This window comes from Bifidobacterium actinocoloniiforme DSM 22766 (assembly GCF_001263395.1).
Taxonomy (GTDB): domain Bacteria; phylum Actinomycetota; class Actinomycetes; order Actinomycetales; family Bifidobacteriaceae; genus Bombiscardovia; species Bombiscardovia actinocoloniiformis.
On record NZ_CP011786.1, the window covers coordinates 1422618 to 1448303 of the forward strand.

A 25686-nucleotide genomic window follows, 5' to 3' on the forward strand; every position below is an offset into this window, starting at 1 on the left:
GTGCGGAAGCGATCATCGCTGTGGGTGGTATGGGCATGCTGTTGGGTTCCCGGGCCGCTGTTCGCGGCGCCTGGGCGCCATCCATGGCTGGCTGGCCCTTCGTGGGTCGTGTCGGCGGTGGCGTGGTGGTGGCTTGAGAACTGGATAGTGGACGCGAGCGATCATGGCTGGCCGTTGGCTGGTCGTGGTTGCTGCATGTTTTTCGCCGGGCCTCTGTTGTTCAGGGGTCTGGTTGATCGTTTGATGTGTTTTTGTGATCTTGATTGTGTTGATGTGTCGTCTGGTAGGCTGTGCGCCGCGTCGTGGTCCCGGGGGTTCGCCCTTGGGGGTCGCGTCGTTGGTAAGGGCGTATGGTGGATGCCTTGGCAGACAGGACCGATGAAGGGCGTATGGGGCTGCGATAAGCCTCGGGGAGCCGCCGACAGGGCTTTGATCCGAGGATTTCCGAATGGGGTAACCCGCCGGCCGTCATGGGCCGGCACCGTTTTTGAACGGGGGGTACGCAGGGAAGTGAAACATCTCAGTACCTGCAGGAAGAGATATTCCGTGAGTAGTGGCGAGCGAAAGCGGATGATGGCTAAACCTTTGCCGTGTGATACCCGTCGGGGGTTGCGGTAGGGGTGTTGTGGGACGTTCCGTCCAGGGGCCGGCGACCCTGGGGGCAGTGATAAAGCCGCGTGTGAGGCGAACAGGATTGAATGCCTGGCCGTAGAGGGTGATGGCCCCGTAGCCGTCAGCGCGTGGCCTGCTTGTGGGCGCTCCCGAGTAGCGCGGGACTCGTGGAATCCCGTGTGAATCCGCACCGACCGTGGTGTAAGCCTGAATATGCCTGTCTGACCGATAGCGAACGAGTACCGTGAGGGAAAGGTGAAAAGCACCCCGGGAGGGGAGTGAAATAGTTTCTGAAACCGTGCGCTTACAATCCGTCGGAGCCTGGGGTTTGCCCTGGGTGACGGCGTGCCTATCGAAAAATGAGTCTGCGAGTCAGTGGTGCGTGGCGAGGCTAACCCGTGTGGGGCAGCCGTAGCGAAAGCGAGTCTGAAAAGGCGTTTTTCAGTCGCGCGCCCTGGACCCGAAGCGGGATGATCTAGCCCTGAGCAGGTTGAAGCGCGGGTAAGGCCGCGTGGAGGACCGAACCCACTTAGGTTGAAAACTGAGGGGATGACTTGGGGTTAGGGGTGAAAGGCCAATCAAATTCCGTGATAGCTGGTTCTCTCCGAAATGCATTTTGGTGCAGCGTCGCGTGAGTGTCTGCCGGGGGTAGAGCTACCGGATGCCTGAGGGCCCTTGCTGGGTACCGAGGGCAGCCGAACTCCGAATACCGGTCAGGTGTATCGCGGCAGTGAGTCGGCGGGGGATAAGCTCCGTCGTCGAAAGGGAGACAGCCCAGATCGTCGTTTAAGGTCCCTAAGCGCGTGCTAAGTGGGAAAGGATGTGGAGTCGCATAGACAGCCAGGAGGTTGGCTCAGAAGCAGCCATCCTTGAAAGAGTGCGTAACAGCTCACTGGTCTAGTGGCTCCGCGCCGACAATGTAGCGGGGCTTAAGCACGCCACCGAAGACGCGGCAGCGCGTTCGTCGCGCTGGGTAGGAGAGCGTTCCGCGGGGGGTGAAGCGGCCGGGTGACCGGGCCGTGGACCGCGCGGAAGCGAGAATGCAGACATGAGTAGCGAGAGGCGGGTTGGAATCCCGCCCGCTGGATGACCAAGGGTTCCAGGGCAACGTTCGTCGTCCCTGGGTGAGTCGGGTCCTAAGGCGAGGCCGACAGGCGTAGTCGAATGGATGAACGAGTTGATAGTCTCGTACCGGCGTGAGCGCGTCAGGCTTGAACCGTCGATGCTGTGTCCTTCATCGGCCGGGCGGCCGCTTTCGGGCGGTTCGCCGGGTTGGTGGTTCATGGCGGGGGCGGGGATGGCAGCGCGGGAGCGACGCGATGGGATAGCCGGGCCGCGGCGGTGGTAGTCCGTGGTTAAGCGTGTGGCGCGCCAGGCAGGCAAATCCGCCTGGCATGAGCGTGAGGCGTGATGATGGGGGGTCTTGTGCCCCGAATCCGGTGTGTCCTGTCGCCTAGAAAACCTCCGGCGTGAGTTCTCATGCCGCCCGTACCCGAAACCGACACAGGTGGTCAGGTAGAGCATACCAAAGCGATCGAGCGAATCCTGGTCAAGGAACTCGGCAAATTGCTCCCGTGCCTTCGGCATAAGGGAGGCCCCGGGCGGTGAAGAGACTTGCTCTCGGAGCGGTTTGGGGCGGCACAGGCCAGGGGGTAGCGACTGTTTACCAAAAACACAGGTGCATGCGAAGGCGTAAGCCGCTGTATATGCACTGACGCCTGCCCGGTGCCGGAAGGTTAAGAGGATCCGTCAGCCCGTTCGCGGGCGAAGCGGTGAATTCAAGCCCCGGTAAACGGCGGTGGTAACTATAACCATCCTAAGGTAGCGAAATTCCTTGTCGGGTAAGTTCCGACCTGCACGAATGGCGTAACGACTTCCCCACTGTCTCGACCAGGAGCTCGGCGAAATTGCAGTACGAGTAAAGATGCTCGTTAAGCGCAGAAGGACGAAAAGACCCCGGGACCTTTACTATACCTTGGTATTGGCGTTAGGCAACGACTGTGTAGGATAGGCGGGAGGCTTCGAAGCATGGGCGCCAGCCCGTGTGGAGCCGTGATGTGAAATACCGCTCTGTTGTTGTCTGGCTTCTAACCTCGGCCAGTGATCCTGGTCAGGGACAGTGCCTGGCGGGTAGTTTAACTGGGGCGGTTGCCTCCTAAAGAGTAACGGAGGCGCTCAATGGTTCCCTCAGCCCGGTTGGCAATCGGGTTTCGAGTGTAATCGCACAAGGGAGCTTGACTGCGAGAGCGACGGCTCGAGCAGGGACGAAAGTCGGAGATAGTGATCCGGTGCCGGCGCACGGGCGCGGCATCGCTCAACGGATAAAAGGTACCCCGGGGATAACAGGCTGATCATTCCCAAGAGTCCATATCGACGGGATGGTTTGGCACCTCGATGTCGGCTCGTCGCATCCTGGGGCTGGAGCAGGTCCCAAGGGTTCGGCCGTTCGCCGATTAAAGCGGCACGCGAGCTGGGTTCAGAACGTCGTGAGACAGTTTGGTCTCTATCCTCTGCGCTCGTTGGAATCTTGAGGAGACCTGCCCATAGTACGAGAGGACCTGGGTGGACGAACCTCTGGTATGCCGGTTGTCACGCCAGTGGCACGGCCGGTTGGCTACGTTCGGATGGGATAACCGCTGAAAGCATCTAAGCGGGAAGCCCCCTCCAAGATAAGGATTCCATGCGCCTTCGAGGCGCGGGAGGCCCCACGCAGAACACGTGGTTGATAGGCCGGAGGTGGACACCCCGTAAGGGGCGGAGCCGACCGGTACTAACGGCCGATGACGACACGATCACGCCCTTGCCGTGTGGTGGGGGTCGTGGCGTGGCGTGAGCTTGCCGTGACGGACGGCCTTCAACGGGTCAGGGTCCGGCGCTTCAAGCGATCATGAGGAACACGCGTCCGCTAGCCGGTCCCCGAGCCAGCACCAAGCATCCCCGTCAACGCGGGGGTGGTTCATGGATTGTTGTTTGTTTTGCGGTGGTCATAGCCTGGGGGAGACGCCCGGTCCCATTCCGAACCCGGAAGCTAAGACCCAGCACGGCGATGGTACTGCACTCGGTAGGGTGTGGGAGAGTAGCGCACCGCCGCAACACAAACGTTCGAGAGCCCCGGCAAGCACCACGCTTCCCGGGGCTTTTTGCATATCCAGCCGATGCCGATTCTTTCTTCTCAATCAGTGGAATCCAGGTTGCGATCTTCATATAGCGCCGCCATAGGTGTACCTTCTCATGTGCTTCTAGGTTAGAACATTGTGCTGAAGCAGGGTATGTCAATGGTTGAGTTGATGCCCTTATAATTAGGCAATTGCGAATCGGACACTGACTCGCTTTTTTCTATTTTGGTTAGACTTCCCAGCCATGTGTGAAGCCGGCACTTGTTAACAGTAAGTAACTGACCCGTATCAACGAATTCTATCATTAATGACACCAAGAAGAGTCTACCTGTAGGGTAAATCAGCATTAGCACTACATTTATTGTTTACAGCACAGTACTGAGCAAGTGTTAAACGAATCTGCAACTATAAGATGAAACGTTACCAAGATGGTAGTTAGCCATGTTTCTTGACTACCGATTCTCTGAAGGGGATTTTCGACTTTTCATCCTTGTGACGTTTTCTGGCATGGCGCGTATACGCATTGTTTAAGCCGCATGAAGAACTAAGAAATACGAGGGCAGCTTTCCTTTTGTACCGTTGCCATATCCAGTAGTTTATGTACAGATCTTCTTCGCTCCCTGCTCGGAGTAAACGCCAGGTCCTAACATGCTTGGCAAAATACTCATCTGTGTATTTGCCTTTTCTTACAAAGTCGTACAAGTAGCCGAGCGGAAAAATGATAATGAGAATGATAATGAGGAGACACAAAAAAACAAGAACTCTGGCCAACCATTGATTTAACAAAGACTTCGCTTCCTCTGCTAAGACCGGGTTGATATGGACGGGAAAGTCGAATTCGGTGTCAGTTGACAATGATACGGTTAAATTGTGGTAGGCAGATGTGATTGCCGTTATGCACATGCAAAAATCCTTTCGGCAAAAATTGAAGTTCCACAGAATAGTACAAAATGTTGAAACTCACGCTCAAGAGGATCTGCCTGGCGTGTCTAGCACGAGAGTATTAAAAGCGGTTAGAAGAGTGTGGATTAGCTGGCAGGGCAGCGTTTAGGCGCACAAAGGAGATAGGTATGAACATCATAGTCGTAGGAGCCAGCGGTCGGGTTGGTCGGGCGTGTGTGCGGCGGCTGGAGGCGCAAGGGCGGCACGTTATCGCCTGCGCCAGGCATTTGGACGGCATAGAGGCCAGTGAACTGGTGACGCCGGTCGCGTTTGATATGGCCGCGCCGCTGAATGCCATGATCACGGTATTTAAGGACGCACAGGCCGATGCCATCATCTTTACGGCTGGATCGCGCGGGGCGGACGTCATTCATGTGGACGCTCTGGGGGCTATCAAGACGATGGAAGCGGCCAAGGGGGCCGGCATCAAGCGCTATGTGCTGCTGGGGGCGCTGTTTGCGGCGGAACTGGAGCGTTGGGACGAGCCTGAGGTCAAGCGGGCCATCGACCAGCTGCCGGACTATTACCCGGCCAAGTACTTTGCGGACGACCATCTGATGCACTCCGGGCTGGACTACACGATTGTGGAGCCGGGGGCGCTGGTGGAAGAGGCCAGGACGGGCGCGGTCAACGTGGATGGGCGGCAGACCGGGCCCATAGCCATCGAGGATGTGGCGGCCATGCTGGTGGACAGTCTGGGGCAGCTGGGCAGCGTGGGGCGGGTGTACCAGATCATCCAGGGGGACACGCCTATCGCGCAGGCCCTGCAGTAAGGACGCGGCTGGGGCTGGGTGCGGCTCCGCCGTTTCGACGCGCTGGTGTGGTGAGCGTAACTCGGTGGGCTGTCGGCCCGAGGCGGGTATATATATACCGACGGGCGCGCTACCGATTGGCGGTATGTGTGGCGGATAAGGGGAGAGGGCCAGCGGACACGGATGTGCCTGCTGGCCCTCTCGCTATGACGGGCGGGTGCTTACCTTCAGCGGACCGCGGTGAGCTGGCCTTCGCTCAGGGTCAGTAGCTGGCTGGCGTGGGCCAGAACTGACGGGCGGTGGGAGACGATCAGATAGGTCTTGCCTGCTTTACTGGACAAGAGCGCTTCGATGACCCTTCCCTCCAGCAGGGCGTCCATGTTCGAGGTCGGCTCATCCATCGCTACGAACGGGGCTTGGCTGAGAAAAGCGCGTGCCAGAGCGACCCGTTGCTTCTGCCCCTCTGACAGCTCGGCCCCGTTGCGCGCCAGGATGTGGTCCAGGCCGTTGGGAAGCTGGTCGATGACATCGTCCAGACAGGCCTGGCGAGCAGCATCCGCAATCTGCTCGCGGCTGGCATCTGAACGCGCTATGGCGATGTTGTCCGCCATGGACACGGAGAAGATGAAGGTCTCCTGGCTGGCCAAGGTCTCCAGGCCGCGCAGGCTGGAGGTGCGCACGTCCTCGATTGGGCGATCGCACACCTCCAGACGACCGCCGGTGCGCTCACGGAAGCGCATGAGCAGGTCTATCAGGGTGGACTTGCCGGAGCCGTTCGCCCCTTGGATGCCCACGATTGATCCAGGCTGGATGCTCAGGTTGACGCCGTCCAAGACCGGCTTGGAGCCGGAACCTGAAGCATAGGAGAACGACAGGTTGTTGGCTTGGATACCGGAGAAGCGCTCAACCTCGGTTCCATCTTCATTCTCAACGACTGCAGGCCGCTCGTCCAACAGGGAGAAGACACGGCGGGCGGCGGCGAGTGTGGGCTGCAAGCCAGAGCCCAGGTTCGAGATCGCGGCTACAGGGGCGAAGGAGGAGACGAAACCGATGAAAGAGACAATAGCGCCTATGAAACCGATGTGGCCGGTGAGAACCAGAATCCAAGCCAGGCAAGCGACACCGGAGAAGGCGATCAGGCAGGCCGTCATCGTGAAAATCTTATTCCAGCCGGTGTTGAACTGGGTGTCGCTTCGGGCCTGGAGCATGGTGTCTGTGGCTTCAGCAAGCCTTTGACGTGTCCGAGCCGCTGCCCCGAGGCCGAAGAGCTCCCGGCGTCCGTCGAGCGTCTCCAAAAGCATGGAATGGAGGTCTCCTTCGGCGTTGCGCTCAATCAGGGCCGAGCGGAAGGCGGTGCGGGCGGTCATCAGCGGGAGAGCGAGGCCGATGATCAGGTAGCAAAGCAGGGCGGCCAGGGCTATCTGCGGCGACAGGCAAGCCAGGACGATGACGTTGACCACGGAGGTGATGATGGCGATGGCGACAGGGGATAGGGTGTGCGCGTAGAAAATCTCCAGGAGCTCGATGTCGTCGGTGATCAGGCTGACCAAATCGCCGCGGCCACGCTCCTTGAGCTTAGTCGGGGCCAGGGCGCGCATGGCGTCGAAGACCCTGCCGCGAAGGTCGCGCAAGGCGCTGAAGGCCATCTGATGGTTATAGAGCTGCTCACCGTAAGCCAGGGGGCCTCGCAGCAGGGCAAGGACAATCGCTGTGACCGCCAGTATCTGCCAGTGGCCGATCAGGGATTTGCCCCCGATGAAGAAGCCGATGATGGCCGCGCTTGCGCACATGATGGCCCATACAGCGCACAAGTGTCTCAAGGTCCCGCAGATGATGGCCCTGAGCTCAATCGGGAGGAGGGGCCGCATGAGCTTGGTCATGCGTCGCATCGTCCCGATTGCACCCTGGGATCGATCACCGGCGTGGGAAGCCCGCTTGGACTGACCCGTATGGCCGGCGGTTTCGGCGTAAGCGGCAGCGTGGCCATCAGGGTTACTGGGATTGCCGTCCATGCTGGTGCTGGCGGCGCTTAAACGGCTGTCAGTTGGAGCCTGACCGGCTGGCGCGCCCTGCGAGGCGAGTTCCGGCACCTGAAGGCTCAGATTGTAGGATGACAGGGGGTTGGCCACCGCTCGCGATTCCTCTTCGGTCAACCCTTCGAGGCGGTTCTGCTCCTTCCACTGGTCGGCGAACAGGCCGTTCTGGATGGTGAGCTCATAGAAATCGCCGGACTGCGCGATTCGGCCTTCATCCAGCATCAGGATGCGGTCCGCCTGGCGCACACCCGCCAGACGGTGGGTGATTGTGATGACCAGGTGGTCGCGTCCCAGCTCGTCCATCAGGCTTGCCAAGGCTTCGTCATGATCGCGGTCGACAGCGCTGGTCGCTTCGTCGAAAATGTAAATCGGGGTACGGCGCAGGAGGGCTCGGGCAATAGCCAGACGCTGCCGCTGTCCGCCGGATAGGTTGGCACCCGCCTGTTCGACTGGCGCATCCAAACCACTGCGAGCGGTTGCTAAATCCGCGAGATCGGCCCGCTTGAGCGCATCGGTCAGCTGCTCGTCCGTGTAGCCGCTGGCAGCCGGATCCAGATTGGTGCGGATTGTGCCACTGAAAAGGTGGTCGTTGCCGGCGGCCATGGTTTCCAGGGCGATAAGGCGGTCCTGAGGCAGGCTGGACAGTTCCTCGCCGTCGATGGTGATGGAACCCTCGTAACCTGTCAGACGGCCTGAGAGCAGGCCAGCCAGGGTGCTCTTGCCGGAACCGGAGGCGCCAGCCAGACCGAAATGACCATGGGCAGGCAGGTCGAAGGACAGGTCGTGCAGGGCTTTGAACCCATCTGGATATGCGTAGGAGAGGCCTTTCACACATATGCCGCTGGTTAGTTGAACTGGAACCGTGGCCTTATCACTGGCCTGGGTGTCTGCGGACTTGGCGTCCTCGGCCGTGGCATCCTTGGCTCGGTTCGGAGCGCCCGCCCGGAGCGCCCGAGCAGCCGCGATGGCCTTGCCCTGCCGCATCGCAACGGTGGCGGAGTGAGTCAAGTACACCAGCTGCCGTTCCGGAGTGAAAAGGCGGACGCCGACAGCCGCGACAGCAATCGAGCATATGAGGCCCGTCGGGCTGGAGCGCTCCATGAACGCGGCCGTGAGGCTGGCCAAGATGACCGCCAGGCAGATGACCGCATCGGAGCTGACCAGACTGCGCAGCTGCCCTGCCAGGAGCTGCATGGTGGCCTTGCGGAAGCCTTCGGAGTCCTCGCTCAAACGTTTGGCCTCGTCGCCGTCCGTCGCGAAGACCTTCAAAGTCCCCAGACCGCGCAGAGCTTCCTCAAAGCGCACTCCAACGCGCTCGTAACGTTTGAGGTGGGTCACTTGGGCAGCGATGTTCTTCTGTCGGGCCATGCTTGCCGCGAAGGGCATCACCGCCATGCCTGCAATCACAATCAGGCCGGCTGCCCAGTTGATCGGCAGGAGAACCAGGGCGGCAACCAGGATCATCAAGCCGGATTGAATCAAGGTGGGCAGGAAGCTGGTGAAATACGAGCTTACCGACCTGACGCCCTCGGTGGAGAGCGCCGCCATGCTCTGGCTGGGCGGCGTGCGTAGTTCCTTGCCGGCTTGGTCTCGTTCCGTGGTCTCCGGGTTGAACAAGGAGAGGTAGAGGTCGGAGGAAAGCGCGGCGTTCATGCCGTCGCCCAGCTTAATCGAGCTCTGGTTAGCGATTATGGCGCACAGGCACTTGACCGCGGCCAGGACCATCAGCCAAATGATGGCGGCGAGGGGGTCGGAGATGAACGAGGCGGTCCAGGCCGGAGCAACCAGGCCGAAGAGCCGTCCGAGGGCGAAAATGGCAAGTGGCAGCATCAGGGTCTCAGCCAGGGCCCCGATAGTCTGGAGCCCGCCGATGATGGTGGATCGACGCAAGTCAGCGCCGGGAAGATTCAAGAGTTCTTTACTGATCATGTCTCATACCCTAGTCGTAGGAGAATCGAAGTGACTGCTTGCGACCCTAGCAAAATAGCGGCCTATGGACAAGATAAGAGTAAGAATCACGCTGATGGGGCGCGCTCGCGACCCTCTGCGGGGTCTGGAGCGCGTCATGGGCGGCACGGTCAAAGCGGTTGCCGGGCTTCGGGACCTCGTCGGGGCTGCATCAGGATAGGCCGTCGGCGCTGGCGGGGTTGTGCCGGATGCAGTCCTCGCGCATGAAGCGATCGAGGTCGTTGAAGTCCTAGTTGTCGAAAACCTGCTGGCGGAACCCGCTGGCCGCGGCCTTATCGATTGCACGATGCGGTGCTCACGTCACGCTCTTTCCACGCTGGCTGTGCGCAGTAGGCTAGTGCCCGCATCCCACGGCCTGCTGGTGCCGTTCTTAAGCCAGTCCGGCCAGCCGGCGCTCAGCCCTCGGCAAGGGATTTGTCTAGGGACGCGGCGTAGCGGCGCTCGTCGTTCATGGTGGCGAAGTTGAGACCGATAAGGATGCCGCCGCCGACGAAATTGCCGAGCATGGCGACCGCTACCACACCGATGGCCTGCCAGGCGTTGACCGCGCCGTAGGTGCCTAAAATCAGGAAGAGGGCGGAGTCGGCGACCGAGTGTTCGAAGCCGCAGAAGGCGAAGACGAAGACCGCCACCACCATGATCGTGCACTTGGTGAAATCATTGGTGAGTTTGCCGTTATAGACCATGAGCATGGCGATGTTGATGCAGAAATTGCACAGGATGCCGCGCACAAAAAGGTCCGCGACCCCCTGCCAGCCGCCCGTGATGTAGCCGGTCTTGGTGGCTGACGCCGCTAGCATTTGCGCCATTGTCGGGCCGGAGATGATCGTCGAGCAGCGCAGGATGAGCGCGATGAGCAGGGCGCCAGCCAGGTTGCCCAGCAGGCACAGGCCCAGGATGCGTAAGGAGTGCAGCCAGCCTAGGCGCTTGTGGTAGACGCCGATCGTGACGACCATCATGTTCGAGGTGAGCAGCTCCGAGTTGGTGTAGTAAATCAGCACCAGGGCCCAGCCGAAGGTGAGCGCGGCTAGGACGCGGCCCGCCAGCTTGAGTCCGGGGTTGGCGGGATAGGCGGAGAACTGGCCGATGATGTAGAAGAAGGCGGTGAAGAAGATGCCGACGAACAGGCCGGCCATGACCGCCCGCTGCAAGTACTTGCTGGTCATCCGGCCGGTCATCGTGTCCTTGCTGTCCGCGACGTCCAGCACGGTGGAGATGAAGGTGCGCCCGGGGAAGAGGGGCTGGGGGGCCGCCTGGTCCGCATCTGTGGATGTTGCGCCTGGGGTTCTGCCGGGGGTCGCACCCGGCTTGGAAGGGTCCGACGGCTCGCCTTCATTGATGCTTTGATACAGTTCTTCGCTCACCATCCAATTATGGCATCGCGAAGACGCCGGACGGCGGGAAGAGCGGGCTGATGTGCGCGAAGTCACGTTTATTTGTGCGCGCTCGCGCTCGCTGGCTATTAGTGGGCTGGCCGACTAGCAGGTTGCCGGTGCTCGGCAAGGGGTCGCCGGATGAGCCTGGCTCGCCCGCCCACCATGCGTCGCAGCCGTCCCTACCGCTTCGATTATCGGGCTTCGTTCTTGTGCGAAGGCTCAGGGATGAGCGTATCCAGGTCGATAGAGAGGGCTTCGGCCAGGCTCAGCAGGTTGCGCAAGCTGGGGTTGCTGGGCTGCCCGCTGCGGTTGGCCCCGGATTCCAGCCGTTGGCACTGTGAGCGACTCAGACCAGCCGCTGCAGCAAGCTCCTCCTGGCTGAGCCCGCGCTCGGCGCGCAAGCGGCGAAGGTTCCGTCCAAAGTCCAGTGCATACGCCGCCCATTCCTCATCAGTGAATAGCTGTCGTGGCATACCTCCACCCTACCCCAACAGTCGACGAGTTTATTGGATGCCGGGGGCTTCTCAAGATGGGATTGGCACACGATTGGACAAATCGAAAGTCAGTGATGGCGGTCATTAGACAGAAGTCACAGCCTGGGAAACAGATATACATCGGTGAACAGCCATCTACGGCTCAAGGATAGCCCTGGACGATTCCCGAAAGTGGAGCTGAGGAGACTCGAACTCCTGACCCTCTGCTTGCAAAGCAGATGCGCTACCAGCTGCGCCACAGCCCCAAAATATGTGGATTTAACTATCGCGGCCCATTAAGAATCCGCTGCGTGGGCCTGGGAGGACTTGAACCTCCGACCTCATCCTTATCAGGGATGCGCTCTAACCAGCTGAGCTACAGGCCCAAACCGTGTGGTAAGCAATCACACAAGCAGACAGATTATCATATGGACGCAGAAAGTCAATTTGCCTCGGCGATGCGAGTGTTTCGTGGATTGGCGAAATCAGCGGGTCGGGGGAGAATAGGGCCATGCCTCTTACTCCTGATCAAAGTCGGCCCAGGCGAGGGGGCCGTGGCGAGTTCTCCCGCCGGTGGATCGATGTGGACGGCCAGCGGGCGCTGCTGATTCGCAAGCGAGTGAAGAACGTCTACTTGCGCGTTAAACCGCCGGAGGGGCGGATTGAAGTGACCGCGCCGGCCCGCCTGCCTGAGGCTGAAATCCGACGGTTCGTTAGTTCCCGGATGGCTTGGGTGGAAGGGGCGCGCGAGCGGATCGCGCGTTCGCGGCGGGCGCTTGGTGGCGGTTCGGGTGCCGTGGCCAGCCGTGCTGAAGGTTCGGAAAGGGAGAGGCCTGCCGCCCGGGGTGAGCATGACGAGCAGGAGCGGCTGCGGCAGGCGCGCGGGATCCTGTCCGGCCAGTTGCCCGGTCTGCTGGACAGGTGGGTGCCCGTGGTGGGTCGGGGGCCCACGTCGATCACCCTGCGGAGAATGACGACTCGCTGGGGCTCATGTACGCCGGCTAGCGGGCGGATTCGGCTGAATCTGGAACTCGCATGGCTGGAGCCCCGGTTTCTGGAGTATGTCCTGGTCCATGAGCTGACACACCTGCGGGCATCGGGGCATGGGGCTCGGTTCCAAGGGCTGATGGACTCCTACTTGCCTGGATGGCGGGAGGTGCGGCGGGAGCTCAACCGGTATGTCATCGTCTGAGACGGCCGCAGGCTGTGGATATATGTTGATAATTATGTGGATAAGTGGCACGTTCGACCACAGTTCTCATGAAGCTGACGCTGGTGGTAAGGGCGGGGTATCTTGTGGAATAAGGTAATACATAGGGCGATGAGTAGGTTGGACGGTTGGCTGGCCCGGGGTTGCGTCTGGCGGCTGCCACTGGAAGGAGACGGGATGACGAACCAGAGTAAGGATGTGAAGCGGGCGGTTGTGACCGGCGCTTCCAGCGGGATCGGGGCCGCTTCGGCCCGGGCCCTGGTGGCGGCTGGCTGGCAGGTCGTGGGCCTGGCCCGGCGAGAGGACCGTCTCAAGGAGCTGTCTGACGAGCTGGCCGGTGCTTTCTCCTACCGGGTGTGCGACGTGACCGATGAGGCCTCCACTCAGGCGGCTGTGGAGGGAATCCTCGGGGCGGGGCCGGTTAAAGCGCTGGTCAACTGCGCCGGCGGAGCGATTGGCAAGGACCCTGTGGCCGCTTCCAACCTTGATGACTGGCGGTCCATGTACGAGCTCAACGTGCTGGGCACTCTGCGGATTACCCAAAAGCTTTTGCCGGCGCTGAAGGAAGCTGAGGGCACGGTCCTGGTCATTTCCTCGACCGCTGGCATCGAGCCTTATGAGGGCGGCGGTGGCTATTGCGCCGCCAAGGCGGCTGAGCGCGTCATGGCTCGAATCCTGCGCTTGGAGTTGATTGGACAGCCGGTTCGGGTGATAGACATCGCTCCGGGCATGGTTCACACCGACGAGTTCGCTGTCAAACGCTTCGGTGGAGACCAGGCCAAGGCCCAGGCCGTCTACGCTGGCGTGCCTGACCCTCTGACAGCAGAAGACGTAGCTGGCTGCGTTCAGTGGGCTTTGGACCAGCCTGACACCGTGGATATCGACCAAATCGTGGTCCGCCCTCGGGCCGAGGGCTCCTACACCAAGGTTTACCGCCAGGGGTCTTAATCGGGCCGGGGTGATTCCTCGGCCGGCTGCGCGAGGGCTGAAAGCGAGCGGGGGCCGCGGGCCTTCCGCGGCCTGCGGCCCCCGCTAGAGAAAAGGGCGCTTACGCACTCAAGGTTTGCTGTATCGAATCAGATCAGATGGCTGCGCATGAACCACTGGAAGTGCTCAAGCTCCTGCACGTGGTCCTGGACGATGTTCGAGGAAATCACATCCAGGTCGTCGAGCTGCTTGATGGCTTCGCGGTCAGCCTTGATGAACTCGCTGTAGTAGGCGTCCATGGCCTTCAGGTAGTCCAGGGCCTCCTGGCGGCCAGCGAGGTCCAGGCCCTTCCAGGTGCGGTTCTTAATGATGTCGTCGGGACGTCCATCCGCTTGGCCGCCCAGAGTGGCGATGCGCTCGGCTGTCTCGTCGGCCATAGCCAGCACCGAGTCGACCTCCGGGTCCATCATTTCGTGGATGCCAATGAAGTTCTTCCCCTTCATGTTCCAGTGAGCGTGCTTGAGCAGCAGAGCGCATTCCTGCTCATTGCTCAGGCGGCTCTGCAAGATTGCAACGATTTTCTCGCAGGTGGCTGCGTCGAGCCCGGGAACGGTGAATTCCAATGCCATGATTACTCCTTTGTCCGCTGTCTGCCGGATCGATTCCGGTCTGGCTTTTGCACCTGACAGCTAATCGGCCAAGGTTGGGCTCGGCCTTACTTCTAGAGTAGATGACCTGTGTAGGAAGTCAACCTCATGAGGCCTGCGACTTGTGTGATTCGCCAGACGATTCGGTGCGCGCTCAGCGCTCAGGATTCCGCTGGCCGCTGGCCGCTGCCTCTATCGGTCCTTGTCAGCCTTGCCGCTGGCGCCGCCCGCTTCGCTCGCGTTGCCTGCCTTACCGGCCGCTGATTCCGCCTGGTCGTCGTCAGGCGCCTCGCTCCCACCGTCTTTCTCGCCCTTTCCCTCTCCTTCGCGTTTGCGCACTTGGACGGTTTCGATCCGCCGGCCATCCATGCTGGCCACGATCATGTCGTAGCCGTCGTCGGAGCGCAGGACATCGCCTGGCTCACCCAGCTTGCCGGTGTGGGCCTGGAAGTAGCCAGCCACCGTCTCGTAGGGTCCGTCCTCAAGCTCAATGCCGGTCAGGTCAGCGAAATCCTCGATTGTCATGCCTCCTTCCACTGTGGCCACGCCGCCCACGAAAGCGGTGCGATTGGGCCTGGGACCGCCTTTCTCCTCCGGCAGGTCGTATTCGTCGCGGATGTCGCCCACCAGCTCCTCAGTCATATCCTCCAAAGTGACGATGCCGTCGGTGCCGCCGTATTCGTCGATGACCACGGCCAAATGGATGCCCCGCTTGCGTAGCTTCTCCAGGCTGGGCAGGAGCTTGGAGGTGCCAGGCAGGGAGATGCCAGGGCGGGTCACGTCGGCTACGGTCTTCGCCTGGGGGTCGCGCACGTCCAGCAGGTCGCGCACGTGGACGAAACCGAGCACGTCATCGAAGTCCCGGCCGGTCACCGGGTAGCGGGAATACGGCTCCTTGCGCACGAATGCGGCGGCCTCGCGCAGGCTCATGTCAGCGCTGATGAAGACCACGTCGGCCCGAGGACGCATTACTTCGGCCACGGAGGTCTCGGAGGCGTCGAACACGTCGCCTAGGATGATCCGCTCGTCCTTGCTGAGGTTCGTGTTGGACGAAACCAGGACGCGCAGCTCGTCGTCGGAGACCTCGGTGTCGGTCTGCTGTGGGTCGAAGCCCAAGAGGCGGACCAGGCCGTTGGTGTTCTTGGCGATCAGCCAGATGAGCGGCTTGCAAACGGTGGAGAACACGTCGATGGCCGGCACCACGGCCCGCGCGATCTGTTCGCCGCGCTGCATGGCGATGCGCTTGGGCACCAGCTCGGAGATGACGATCGAGAAGTAAGAGATGATCAGGGTCAGCACAATTGTCGTCAGCGTCGAAGCCAGGCTGGCGGGCACCCCCCAGGAGCGCACCAGCGGAATCACCGAAGGCGCAATCGAAGAGGCGCCGAAGGAAGCCGAAAGGAAGCCGGAAAGGGTCACACCTATCTGCACGGTGGACAGGAAGGTGTTGGGGTCACGGGCGATTTTCGCCACGCGCGCGCCCCGCGCATCCTCCTGCTCCATCTGATCCAGCTGCGAGCCGCGCAAAGAGACCAGCGCCAGTTCAGTGCCCGAAAAGATGGACCCAATCAGCAGAAAGACGAAAACCAACAGGATGTTCAGCCAGAGTGCCATGCCTTCTAATTTACGATGTCAGCGAGATAAGCGCCGTCCCAGGCTGCGGAGACCGGAGGAGGGCATGGTGGGGATTTGTGCGTAAGGCCACACTCTCGGATGCTCGGGGGTCTTATGTTGCGCGGAGGCGACGGGTAGCATGGGGAGCGCATGGCTCCGGGCGTTGGAGCGGGTAGCGCTGCTTGGCAGCGTTTCCGCGCGGCGGCCAGGCTTGTATGATGCAACATGCGCCGCAGTCGGTGCGCATGCCACTCCGCACGACGACAAAGAGGTAATGATGACCCTACTGCAACATGAGCTGACCGAGTTCAAGACCCAGGCCTTCCAGGACAATAAATTCCATGAGGTGAGCAAGCAGGACCTGCTGGGACACTGGTCCCTCCTCTTCTTCTATCCGGCGGACTTTACGTTCGTCTGCCCCACCGAGCTGGAGGACCTGGCCACCCGCTATGGGGACTTCCAAAAGGTCGGTTGCGAGATTTACTCAGTTTCCTGCGACACTGAGTTCGTCCACAAGGCCTGGCACGAGGCCAATGAGAAGATCAACAAGATTCAGTTCCCGATGCTGGCCGATCCGACCGCCACGTTGGCGCGCGACCTGGACACTTACAACGAGTCCGAGGGCAAGGCTGAGCGCGGCGACTTCATCCTGAGCCCCGAGGGCAAGGTCGTGGCCTACGAGGTCATCTCCTCCAACGTGGGCCGCAACGCCGACGAGATCCTGCGCCGTGTGCAGGCCTCCCAGTTCGTTTACGAGCATGGCGATCAGGTCTGCCCGGCCAAGTGGGAGCCAGGCGAGGAGACCATCGAGCCCAGTCTGGACCTGGTCGGCCAGCTCTGAGCGCCGCCAGGTGGGGCCAGCTTCCAATGGCCCCGCCATTGGGCCCCCGCCTCAAGGATTGTGGCGGGGGCCCAAGCTTTCTCCCGGACGGTAAGCGGCTGGCCCAGTGAACGTTTCGCCTGCCGTCCATCCAGGAGTTGGGCCAGTTTGAAAGACGCGGCCTGTAGGCCCTGTGCCTGAGCACACAAGATCAATGCAACCACTATGCGACAAGACGCATGAGGAAGCACTACGTGGAGGGAACGGTATTTCCGTGAACCAAGAGGATTTGTACGATGCGGTGATCATTGGCGGGGGTCCTGCGGGGCTGGCGGCTGGGCTCTACCTGGCCCGCGCTCGCTACCGGACGCTGATTTTGGAGAAAGGCGATTTCGGTGGGCAGATCACCATTACCGCTGAGGTGGTCAACTATCCAGGCGTGGCTAACACGGATGGCCGCCAGCTGACCGAGACCATGCGCCAGCAGGCTCAGCGTTTCGGGGCAGAGTTCATGAGCGCCGAAGCCACCGGCCTGGATGTGGATGGCGATGTGAAGACCGTGCACACCACGAGAGGGGACATTAAGACTTTCGGCATCCTGATCGCCACCGGAGCCACCCCGCGCAAGCTTGGCTTCGCTGGCGAGGAGGAGTACGCCGGCAGGGGCGTGGCCTACTGCGCCACCTGCGACGGCGAATTCTTCTCCGGGCGTGAGGTGCTGGTGGTAGGCGGCGGGTTCGCGGCCGCCGAGGAGTCTGTCTTCCTGACCAAGTACGCCTCCAAGGTCACGCTCCTGGTGCGGGAGCCGGACTTCACCTGCGACGCGGCTGTGGCCGCGGACGCCAAGGCCAATCCCGGCATCGAGATTCGCTACAATACCGAACTTCTTGGCGTCTCCGCAGGCAAGGGCGGTTTGGTGGAAGCCAGGATTAAGGACAATAAGACCGGGCAGGAGTCCACTTGGACGGCCGCTGACGGCGGATCCTTCGGCGTGTTCGTCTTCGCGGGCTATGTGCCGCAGACCAGCCTGGTCCGAGGCGTGGTCGAGCTGGACCAACGCGACTACATCGTCACCCACGGCAACCTTGAGACCTCGGTGCCTGGCGTCTACGCGGCCGGCGACTTGCGCGAAAAGAACTTGCGCCAGGTGATTACCGCCACCGCCGACGGTGCTGTGGCCGCCGTGGAGATGGAGCGTTACGCCTCCGAGATGTCGGAAAAGACCGGTCTGCTGCCACCGCGCCCGAACGATTCCCCCTACGAGAAGGAAGAGGCGGCCGCCGCCAGAAGCGCTTCCGAAGAAGGCACCTCGCCGGCGCCAGCCGCATCCGGCAAGGTCAGTGAGGGCAAGGCATCCGGCTTCTTTAACGACGCGATTCGTCAGCAACTGGCGGTGGTTTTCGGCAAGATGGGCCAGCCGCTCACACTGGAGCTGACCTTGGATTCGACGGATTTGTCCAAGGAGCTGGAGGGCTTCATCGGCGAGCTGGTGGCCTTATCGAGCGGCAAGCTGGACAGCCGTGTGGCTGAGCGCTCCGATGCCTCTTACGACCCTGCGGCCGACATGCCCCTGGCTCGGCCCTACGTGGAGATTTGCCGGCGGAGCGCTACGGGCGACCCGGTTCACAGCGGTTTAGGCTTCCACGGGGTCCCCTCCGGCCATGAGTTCAACTCCTTCGTGCTGGCCCTCTACAATGTGGCGGGCCCCGGCCAGTCCTTGGACGCGGACACCCAGGCGCGCATCGAGGCCATCAGCGCCCCTATCGACGTGATGCTCCTGGTCTCCCTGACCTGCACGATGTGCCCCACGACCGTGCTCTCTTCCCAGCGTATAGCCTCCGACAACCCGAAGGTGCGCGCCCAGGCCTACGACGTGGCCCGCTTCCCCGAGCTCAAGGACCAGTACGGTGTGATGAGCGTGCCCTGCATTGTGGTCAACAATGGCGGTGAGCAGATCGTTGAATTCGGCAAGAAATCCGTCCCTGAGATGCTCGATTTGATCGGCGCCTGAACGCGCTCCTCTCGCGCGGTACCGATGATTAGCCGTGCGGCCGAACTTGGTCCTGTTTGACGTCATGCTGCCGGGGATGGGCGGTTCAACGGTGTCCTCACCGTCCTCCCTGGCGGTTCAGCAGCCGCAGGATTGACGGATGACCAGCTCGGCGTCGACCAGTTGCACGTCGGGGGTGGAGTCCGGATACAAGGCCGCCCGCATGGCGCGTTCCGCGATGCCGCGCGTGTTCTGCTGCATGGTTGTCAGCTGCGGCCAGGTGTAGAGCGAGTCCACGGTTCCGTCAAAGGATACGATCGCCACGTCTTGCGGTATGCGCAGCCCGCGTTCGTGCAGGGCCCGCAGCGCGCCCATGGCCTCCAGGTCCGAGGCGGCGAAAATCGCGGTGGGTGGTTCCGGCTCGTCCAGGAGCGCGAGTGTGGCCTGGTAGCCGCCTTCACGCGAATAGAAGGACTGCATGACGGTGCCAGCGCGCAGGTTGGCGTCCAGGTGCGCCTCATACCAGCCTTGGATGCGCATGTCGGTGGAGTCCTTGGGCGAGCCGCCGAAGAGCATGTCAATACGCCGGTGGCCATGCTCAATCAGGTGGCCGACAGCCTGGTAGGCGGAATCGTAGAAATTGGTGGATACGCATTTGGCCCCCGGGACCGGTCTGGGCTGGTCCATGAACACGAACCGCGACTGGTTCAGGTGCGCGCCGGTGAGTTGGGAGTAATCGCGGGTGGATGACATGAAAATCGCGTCCATGTTGCGTTCCACCAGCTTGCCGATGGCGTTGTCCTCCATGCCGGTGTCGCTGCGCACGTTCATGTACACCAGCGAGTATCCTCGCGCCATGGCGGCGGTCTGCAGCTCATCGTAGACGCCGGCACTGTAGGGGTTGGAGGAGTCCGGCACCACCACGCCCATCATTTTTGAGAAGCCGGTCCGTAGCGCCCGCGCCGTTGTGTTGGGGTGGTAGTTGAGCATCTGGGCGGCCTTGCGCACCTTCTCGGCTGTCTCCGGCGCCACGTGCCTGGGGCCGTTGTTGAATACATAGCTGACCACGGCGGTCGAAACCTCGGCGAGGCGAGCCACATCCGTCCTGGTGGCCCGCTTGGGCCGCGGCTGCCTGGCTCCTGTTTGCGCTGTCATGGCCTTCGCCTCCGTCGTCCGCCGCCTGCGGTGAACCCGCCCCAGCAATATCTCCATGCTACCCGAATACTATAGTCTACACGAGTAGACAATAGTCACGCGACACCGCGCTTTGCGGGAAAGACTGATCTCTGAGTAAGCATGAACATGCAGACAAATCCCGGAAAATAGCGGTGCAAGAAGTTCATATTGAGTGTGTCATTGATGTTTTTTCCCTATAAACCGTATGAATCTTGGCATCCAAGACCGTACTTTGACAGACGAATCTACACGTGTATACTATATGTACCGCTACGGAGCAGCCGTGGGGGAGATAAGGCTCTGGCTGCGTCGCGGCGAGAGACATCCCTACGAAGGAGTGGTAGATGAACAAGTTGAAGTATGTCGCAGCCGCTGTATGCTGCACGCTCGCAGTGGGTTCGCTGGCCGCCTGTGGGTCCTCGTCCTCTGGCGGGAAGCAGACGGTCGAATTCATGACCATGCAGTCCACCGGCACGCCCCAGCTCAAGGCCTTGGAGAGTATCACCAAGAAATTCGAGGCCAAGAACCCTGACATTCACATCAAGTTGAACCCGGGCACCAACACCAACGAGAACGACATCAAGGTGCGCCTCGCTGGCCATAACCCGCCCGACATCTGGAACACCCACGGCTGGTCGCGCGATCGCTACGCCAATTTCCTTGAGCCGTTGCAGGATCGCCCTTGGGCCAAGAGGATGAAGCCAATCGGCAACGACGTCTACAAGACCAAAGACGGCAAGTTCTACGCCCTGCCAGCTGACATCCAGGTGTCTGGCATCATGTATAACGAGACTGTCCTGTCCAAGGCGGGCATCGACCCCAAGTCCATCAATTCTTGGGATGCCTTCAAGCAGGCTTGCGACAAGCTCAAGAGCGAGGGCGTGACCCCGATTATCTCCAGCCCCAAGGATCCGGGCCCGGATGGCGATCTGGCCGACTACGTGCTGCCGGGTCTGTACAAGAGCGACGAGCTGGCCTCGCTGAAGTCAGGCAAGTTCGACACCAAGATTTACCAGGGCTACACCAGCATGATCAGCCAGTGGTCAAAGGCCGGCTACTTCAACGAGGACTACACTTCCGCCACGGTGGATGACGTCGCCCGGCTCATGGCCCAGGACAAGGCGGGATTCTACTTCCGCTCCAATGGCAACGCCCAGCTGATCACCTCCTACAACCCCAACGTCAAGCTCGGTATGATGCCGCTGCCGTCCAATGTGGGCGAGCCTTACTTCTCGACTGGCGAGGACACCCTGACCTTCGGCGTTTCCAAGACCAGCAAGGTCAAGGATGCGGCGCTCAAGTACATCGACTTCATGGCTGAGCCAGAGAACCTGCAGGAGCTGGTCGATGTGTCGATGAACGACTCCGCTTTGACCGGCGTGAAGTCGGCCCTGGGCCAGTTCCAAACCACCTATGACTACTGGGTCAAGGACAAGAAGACCAAGACCGTGCCCTTCTTCGACCGGGCTTACCTGCCCAACGGCATGTACAACACCCTGTACAAGTCCACCGATGGTCTGATCACCGGCCAGCTGACGCCTGAAAGCGCAGCCGACCAGGTCAAGAGCTCCTTCGACAGCCTCTACGGCCAGAAGTCCTCTTGAGAAGAGCGGGTTAAGCGTAGCTGAATCGGGCGCCGTCCTGCCGCCGACGCGGGTCGTCGGGGCGGCGCCCACTCCCCGGGTTGTGCCCGCCGCCGGAAGGCCGGGCCGTCTCGTGCGGAAAAGTAAGAATTTTCAGGCAATATAGATGGGAGCCAGCGATGACCGACGGAGTAGTAAGTACCAGCTCCTCGCTGCCGGACGCCGAAGCGAACGACGGGGCGGTGGGGAATCCACGAGCGGGTGGCGGTAAAGTGCCGGTCCACAAGCGCCATTCGTTCAAGGGCGCTTCGGTCAACCTCTTCTATCTGCCAGCGATTCTCGTGCTGGTCGTGTTCATTATTTACCCCTTGCTCTCAGGCATCGGGCTCTCCTTCACGAACTGGGATGGCTACAACGACGCCAAGGCTTTCGTGGGGCTTGCGAATTACAAGCAGATGTTCACCGACGCGAACTTCAAGCAGATTGTGCTGAACACCTTCATTTACGGCATAGGCAGCACGATTCTCCAGCAGGCGCTGGGCCTGGCTTTGGCGCTCCTGCTGAACGCCAAGATCAAGGGCCGCACGCTGATTCGGGCCATCATCTACCTGCCGGCCCTGGTGGCGCCCGTCATCATGGGCATCATGTATTACTTCGTGTTCCAGTACCAGCAGGGTGCGCTCAACGCCTTGCTTTCGGCGCTGGGGATGCCCAAGGTGGCCTGGTTCAATAACGCCGGGCTCTCTGTAGGGATCATCGTCGTCGTCAACTCGATTCAGTTCGTCGGCGTCTCGATGATCATCTACCTGGCGGGCCTGCAAACCATGGATCAAGAGGTTGTGGAGGCGGCTGAGGTGGACGGCGCCTCGGGCTGGAAGAAGTTCTGGAACATCACCCTGCCCCTGCTCGCCCCTTCGTTCACCACCAGTGTGGTGCTTAATCTCATCGGCGGATTGAAGCTGTACGACATGGTCAAGGTGCTCACCGGCGGTGGCCCTGGCTACTCCACGAACTCCATCTCCACCTACATCGGCACGGTTTACTTCGATAACCAGGCTGCGGGGTACGCTTCGGCCATCGGCGTCTTCCTCTTCGTCCTGATAGCCATCGTCACCTGGCTGGTCAACAAGGGCCTGGCCAAGCTGGATTGGGAGGCATGAGCATGACAAGCGCAATGAACTCGAATTCAGCGCTGAATGGTAAGACCAGGGCTGAGCGGGACTACCAGCGTGGCCGTTGGGCGATCTACCTGTTTTTGGCCATCGTCTGCATCGTTCAACTGCTGCCCTTCTACTTCGCCATTACCGCATCCTTGAAGCCGGCCGACGATATGTCGTCGGTGGTCACGATGCGCATGCATGACCTGGCTTGGAGCAACTGGTCAGAGGCCATCAACGAGGGCGGCATCCTGCGCGCGGTCCTCAACAGCGTCATCGTGACCGTGGGCACCACCTTCCTGGTTTGCGTCCTCGGAGCCGCTGCCGCTTATCCGCTGGCACGCAGGCAGACCCGGTGCAATAAGTGGATTTCGTCATTCATCTTGTCGATGATGATGATCCCGCCCCTGAGCATCCTGGTGCCCCTGTACTCCTTCTTGGTCAAAATCGGAGGCGTCAACAACTACTGGGGCATCATCCTGGTGCTGACGGCCACCAACCTGCCCTTGGCCGTGTTCCTGTACAGCGCTTTCATCCGGGCTATCCCCCCGGCCATCGACGAAGCGGGGTCATTGGACGGGGCCAACAAGCTCCAGGTGTTCGTCCGCCTTATCCTGCCCATGCTCAAGCCGGTGACGGCGACCGTGGTCATCATGACCGGGTCCACGGTCTGGAACGATTACGCCCTCTCCAGCTACATCCTGACCGATCCGAACGCCCAGACCATCGCGCCGCGCGTGGCCTCCTTCTTCTCGGCCAACGCCAACAACCTCGGCATCGCGGCGGCGGCATCCCTGATGGCGGCGGCGCCGATCGTCGTGGCCTACATGTTCCTCCAGCGCTACTTCATCGCCGGAATGATCGCAGGTTCTGTCAAATAGTTTCGTTGTCGCTCACAACAGTAGATATGGAGCCACCATTGTGCAGGTGGCTCCGACAGTCGGCAGAAGCTCGGAATGGAGCGCCGTCCAAGGAAGGATTACAATGCTGTTTCCCTCAGTACCCGTGAATACCCGCTCCCAGACCTATCTGGCATTGGCGGATTCGACCGTCGGTGATGACCTGCCGGCCGCTTGCGAGTTGTTCGCGGCCGGCTCGGAGAGCGTCGCCTCAGTGCAAGGGCCGGCGCAGGCCGTCGGTCGCACCCCCCTGTTGGCGGAGCACTCGCAGAACATGTTCCTGCACCCAGGGATTGAGGGGCATCGGCTGGCGGGCGCGGGCGCGCCTGAAGGCCAGGCGGCCGGCAGGAATTGGTCGCCCCGCTTCCTGCTGGACCGCGAGCCTGAACTGGGGGAGCGGCGACTGGCCTTCCATGCCACGGACACCGACTGCGGTCTGGAGCTGACGACTGAACTGGAGGCCCTGCCCGGCGGCTCCCTGCGCATCCGTCACACCCTGCGTAACGCCGCCCCCGGTGACTACCTCCTGCAAAGCCTGAGCGTGCGCTTGCCCCTGGCTGATGATCAGAGCGAGATTCTGGACTTCGCGGGCCGCCATGAGCGGGAGCGCCAACCCCAGCGCCACAGCTTGGAGGACGGCGGCTGGGTGCGCGAGTTCCGTTGGGGTCGCACCGGCTACGAGGGGCCCGTGGTGATGGTGGGCACCCCCGGTTTCGACTTCCACGACGGCAAGGTGGTATGCGTGCAACCGGCCTGGAGCGGCAACACCGTGCTCCGGGTGGACCGCAATTCCGCCACGGACGCGGGTGTGAGCGCTGGCGAGCTGCTGCTGCCCGGCGAAATCGAGCTGGGGCAGGGGCAGGAGTACTCCACTCCTTGGGTGTTCGTCACCGCGTCCACCGCGGGTCTGGACCCGATCATGCACAGTCTGCATGACTGGGAGCGCACCCTGCCTGAGCATCCGAGCGTGCAGCCGGTCACGCTGAACGTGTGGGAAGCGGTCATGTTCGACCATAACCTTGACAAGCTCAAGGATATAGCCGACCGAGCCGCCCGGATAGGCGTGGAGCGCTATGTGCTCGACGACGGCTGGTTCCATCAGCGTCGGGATGATACCGCTGGCCTGGGTGACTGGTGGGTGGACCCGGAGGTCTGGCCCCATGGCCTGAGCCCGATAGTGGATTACGTGCACGATAAGGGCATGCAATTCGGCCTTTGGTTCGAGCCCGAAATGATCAACCCGGATTCCGACACCTACCGCCAGCACCCGGACTGGGCCATGCGCGCCCGGAGCGAGAACCCGCGACTGCAGCGCAACCAGCTGGTGCTGGACTTGACCAATCCGCAGGCCTTCGACCACGTCTACCGGCAGATGAGCGCGATTCTGGAGGAGTACCGGATCGATTACGTCAAGTGGGACCACAACCGTGATTTGCTGGAGGCTGGCTCCGAGGTTCATAGCCGCCGTCCGGCCGTGCACCAGCAGACGGAGGCCTACTACCGGCTGCTGGACAAGCTCCGCCAGCGCTTCCCGCACATCGCCTGGGAGTCATGCTCGTCGGGCGGCGAGCGGATCGACCTGGACGTGATAGAGCGGGTCAAGCGCTTCTGGAACTCAGACATGACCGATGCCCTGAGCCGTCAGCTCATCCAGAGGTGGACCCTGCAAACCGTCGCCCCCGAGTACATCGGCGCCCACATCTCCCAACCCTGCTCCCAGCAGACCCACCGCTCGTACTCCCTAGACTTCCGGGCAGCCACCGCAGTGTTCTGCGCCTTCGGCATCGAGTGGGACATCCGCACCGCCTCGCCGGCCGACCTGGACCGCTTGGCCCTGTGGATCGCGTGGTACAAGGCTAATCGTGGCTTCCTGCACTCGGGCGACTTCATTCGCCTGGACGTGGCCGACGCTGCCGTGATGGCCCACGGGGTGGTCGCTAAAGACGGATCGCGCGCCATCATCGCGCACGTTCAATACGAGGAGTCCTCCAGCAACCGTGGAGTCTTCCTGCGGGTGCCCGGTCTGGATCCGTCGGCCAAGTACCGGCTCAGCTGGACCAGCCCCATTGAGCCTGAGGCCAGCCTGGAGAGCTTAGACCCGGCCGGTCCGCTCGGCCAGGAGAGCGTGAGCGGTGAATACTTGTGCCGCGTGGGCTTCCTCATGCCGCGTTGCCGGCCTGAGACTGTCCGGATGATTGAGATCACCCGCCTGTAAGTCGAACGCCCGCTGAGCGGTTCCGGAGCGCGCCTCCCTGGCGCTCTAGGGATGGTTCTCCGGGCGGTTGTACAGTTAGGTGGGGGTTCGCGCGCCCCTGTCAGAGCCGCCCGGAGCCGCTTCAAGGCCCCGGAGCGGTATGCGCTACAACCACAAGACTAGGGATTACAGGG

At 61.5% G+C, this 25686-nt stretch carries 15 protein-coding genes, 2 tRNA genes and 2 rRNA genes; 11 read left to right on the top strand and 8 right to left on the bottom strand.

From position 1 onward, the window contains the following. The first annotated feature begins 330 nt into the window (after positions 1-330). The 3 genes from AB656_RS05855 (at position 331) to AB656_RS05870 (ending at position 5443) form a co-directional block, all read left to right on the top strand. Positions 331-3405, top strand: a 23S ribosomal RNA gene (locus tag AB656_RS05855). A 183-nt stretch (positions 3406-3588) separates the two neighbouring features. Then, a 5S ribosomal RNA gene (gene rrf / locus AB656_RS05860) occupies positions 3589-3705 on the top strand. A 1093-nt stretch (positions 3706-4798) separates the two neighbouring features. Next, entirely contained in the window at positions 4799-5443 is a 645-nt protein-coding gene (locus AB656_RS05870; RefSeq protein WP_033504546.1) for an NAD(P)H-binding protein, read from the top strand. A 206-nt stretch (positions 5444-5649) separates the two neighbouring features. Here AB656_RS05870 and AB656_RS05875 read toward each other — a convergent pair whose 3' ends face one another. The 5 genes from AB656_RS05875 to AB656_RS05895 all read right to left on the bottom strand — a co-directional run bounded on the left by AB656_RS05875 (position 5650) and on the right by AB656_RS05895 (position 11661). After that, a complete protein-coding gene (locus tag AB656_RS05875; RefSeq protein WP_033504544.1) occupies positions 5650-9387 on the bottom strand; it encodes an ABC transporter ATP-binding protein/permease in 3738 nt (1245 codons plus the stop codon). 434 nt (positions 9388-9821) lie between these two features. Beyond that, positions 9822-10793 (bottom strand): formate/nitrite transporter family protein, encoded by a 972-nt coding sequence (locus tag AB656_RS05880; RefSeq protein ID WP_081925006.1) that lies wholly within the window; start codon positions 10791-10793, stop codon positions 9822-9824. Positions 10794-10993: 200 nt separating this feature from the next. Continuing rightward, entirely contained in the window at positions 10994-11275 is a 282-nt protein-coding gene (locus tag AB656_RS05885; RefSeq protein ID WP_052201424.1) for a helix-turn-helix domain-containing protein, read from the bottom strand. Positions 11276-11468: 193 nt separating this feature from the next. Then, positions 11469-11541, bottom strand: a tRNA-Ala gene (locus tag AB656_RS05890). 46 nt (positions 11542-11587) lie between these two features. After that, positions 11588-11661, bottom strand: a tRNA-Ile gene (locus AB656_RS05895). 125 nt (positions 11662-11786) lie between these two features. Between AB656_RS05895 and AB656_RS05900 the strand changes: the two genes are divergently transcribed. Together AB656_RS05900 and AB656_RS05905 are read left to right on the top strand one after the other, a co-directional pair. Next, on the top strand, positions 11787-12467 hold the full coding sequence (locus tag AB656_RS05900) for a YgjP family zinc-dependent metalloprotease (protein WP_033504542.1): 681 nt from the start codon (positions 11787-11789) through the stop codon (positions 12465-12467). A gap of 195 nt (positions 12468-12662) precedes the next feature. Further along, entirely contained in the window at positions 12663-13433 is a 771-nt protein-coding gene (locus AB656_RS05905) for an SDR family oxidoreductase (protein ID WP_033504541.1), read from the top strand. A gap of 128 nt (positions 13434-13561) precedes the next feature. Here AB656_RS05905 and AB656_RS05910 read toward each other — a convergent pair whose 3' ends face one another. Continuing rightward, entirely contained in the window at positions 13562-14041 is a 480-nt protein-coding gene (locus AB656_RS05910; RefSeq protein WP_033504540.1) for a Dps family protein, read from the bottom strand. A 210-nt stretch (positions 14042-14251) separates the two neighbouring features. Beyond that, a complete protein-coding gene (locus AB656_RS05915; RefSeq protein ID WP_081925007.1) occupies positions 14252-15673 on the bottom strand; it encodes a hemolysin family protein in 1422 nt (473 codons plus the stop codon). Positions 15674-15950: 277 nt separating this feature from the next. Between AB656_RS05915 and AB656_RS05920 the strand changes: the two genes are divergently transcribed. After that, on the top strand, positions 15951-16514 hold the full coding sequence (locus AB656_RS05920) for a redoxin domain-containing protein (protein WP_033504539.1): 564 nt from the start codon (positions 15951-15953) through the stop codon (positions 16512-16514). Between the two features lie 193 nt (positions 16515-16707). Beyond that, positions 16708-18504, top strand: coding sequence for an FAD-dependent oxidoreductase (locus AB656_RS05925; RefSeq protein ID WP_081925008.1), 1797 nt, complete (start codon positions 16708-16710; stop codon positions 18502-18504). A 117-nt stretch (positions 18505-18621) separates the two neighbouring features. Here AB656_RS05925 and AB656_RS05930 read toward each other — a convergent pair whose 3' ends face one another. Next, positions 18622-19638, bottom strand: a complete 1017-nt coding sequence (locus AB656_RS05930; protein WP_033504536.1) for a LacI family DNA-binding transcriptional regulator — start codon at positions 19636-19638, stop codon at positions 18622-18624. 365 nt (positions 19639-20003) lie between these two features. Here AB656_RS05930 and AB656_RS05935 point away from each other — a divergent pair, with 365 nt between their 5' ends. From AB656_RS05935 to AB656_RS05950, 4 genes are all read left to right on the top strand, one after another. Then, positions 20004-21263, top strand: a complete 1260-nt coding sequence (locus tag AB656_RS05935; RefSeq protein WP_033504535.1) for an ABC transporter substrate-binding protein — start codon at positions 20004-20006, stop codon at positions 21261-21263. A 158-nt stretch (positions 21264-21421) separates the two neighbouring features. Continuing rightward, on the top strand, positions 21422-22402 hold the full coding sequence (locus AB656_RS05940) for a carbohydrate ABC transporter permease (RefSeq protein WP_081925009.1): 981 nt from the start codon (positions 21422-21424) through the stop codon (positions 22400-22402). Positions 22403-22404: 2 nt separating this feature from the next. After that, complete coding sequence (locus tag AB656_RS05945) at positions 22405-23280, top strand: carbohydrate ABC transporter permease (RefSeq protein WP_236681860.1); 876 nt, start codon at positions 22405-22407, stop codon at positions 23278-23280. A 103-nt stretch (positions 23281-23383) separates the two neighbouring features. Continuing rightward, entirely contained in the window at positions 23384-25513 is a 2130-nt protein-coding gene (locus AB656_RS05950) for an alpha-galactosidase (protein WP_033504534.1), read from the top strand. Positions 25514-25686: the final 173 nt, after the last annotated feature.

Excerpts from the sequence above, each read along its gene's own strand:
- AB656_RS05940 (WP_081925009.1), top strand. The coding sequence starts at position 21,422 with ATGACCGACGGAGTAGTAAGTACCAGCTCCTCGCTGCCGGACGCCGAA.
- AB656_RS05925 (WP_081925008.1), top strand. The coding sequence starts at position 16,708 with ATGCAACCACTATGCGACAAGACGCATGAGGAAGCACTACGTGGAGGG.
- AB656_RS05935 (WP_033504535.1), top strand. The coding sequence starts at position 20,004 with ATGAACAAGTTGAAGTATGTCGCAGCCGCTGTATGCTGCACGCTCGCA.
- AB656_RS05950 (WP_033504534.1), top strand. The coding sequence starts at position 23,384 with ATGCTGTTTCCCTCAGTACCCGTGAATACCCGCTCCCAGACCTATCTG.
- AB656_RS05870 (WP_033504546.1), top strand. The coding sequence starts at position 4,799 with ATGAACATCATAGTCGTAGGAGCCAGCGGTCGGGTTGGTCGGGCGTGT.
- AB656_RS05880 (WP_081925006.1), bottom strand. The coding sequence starts at position 10,793 with ATGGTGAGCGAAGAACTGTATCAAAGCATCAATGAAGGCGAGCCGTCG.
- AB656_RS05875 (WP_033504544.1), bottom strand. The coding sequence starts at position 9,387 with ATGATCAGTAAAGAACTCTTGAATCTTCCCGGCGCTGACTTGCGTCGA.
- AB656_RS05900 (WP_033504542.1), top strand. The coding sequence starts at position 11,787 with ATGCCTCTTACTCCTGATCAAAGTCGGCCCAGGCGAGGGGGCCGTGGC.
- AB656_RS05915 (WP_081925007.1), bottom strand. The coding sequence starts at position 15,673 with ATGGCACTCTGGCTGAACATCCTGTTGGTTTTCGTCTTTCTGCTGATT.
- AB656_RS05910 (WP_033504540.1), bottom strand. The coding sequence starts at position 14,041 with ATGGCATTGGAATTCACCGTTCCCGGGCTCGACGCAGCCACCTGCGAG.
- AB656_RS05945 (WP_236681860.1), top strand. The coding sequence starts at position 22,405 with ATGACAAGCGCAATGAACTCGAATTCAGCGCTGAATGGTAAGACCAGG.
- AB656_RS05920 (WP_033504539.1), top strand. The coding sequence starts at position 15,951 with ATGACCCTACTGCAACATGAGCTGACCGAGTTCAAGACCCAGGCCTTC.
- AB656_RS05905 (WP_033504541.1), top strand. The coding sequence starts at position 12,663 with ATGACGAACCAGAGTAAGGATGTGAAGCGGGCGGTTGTGACCGGCGCT.
- AB656_RS05885 (WP_052201424.1), bottom strand. The coding sequence starts at position 11,275 with ATGCCACGACAGCTATTCACTGATGAGGAATGGGCGGCGTATGCACTG.
- AB656_RS05930 (WP_033504536.1), bottom strand. The coding sequence starts at position 19,638 with ATGACAGCGCAAACAGGAGCCAGGCAGCCGCGGCCCAAGCGGGCCACC.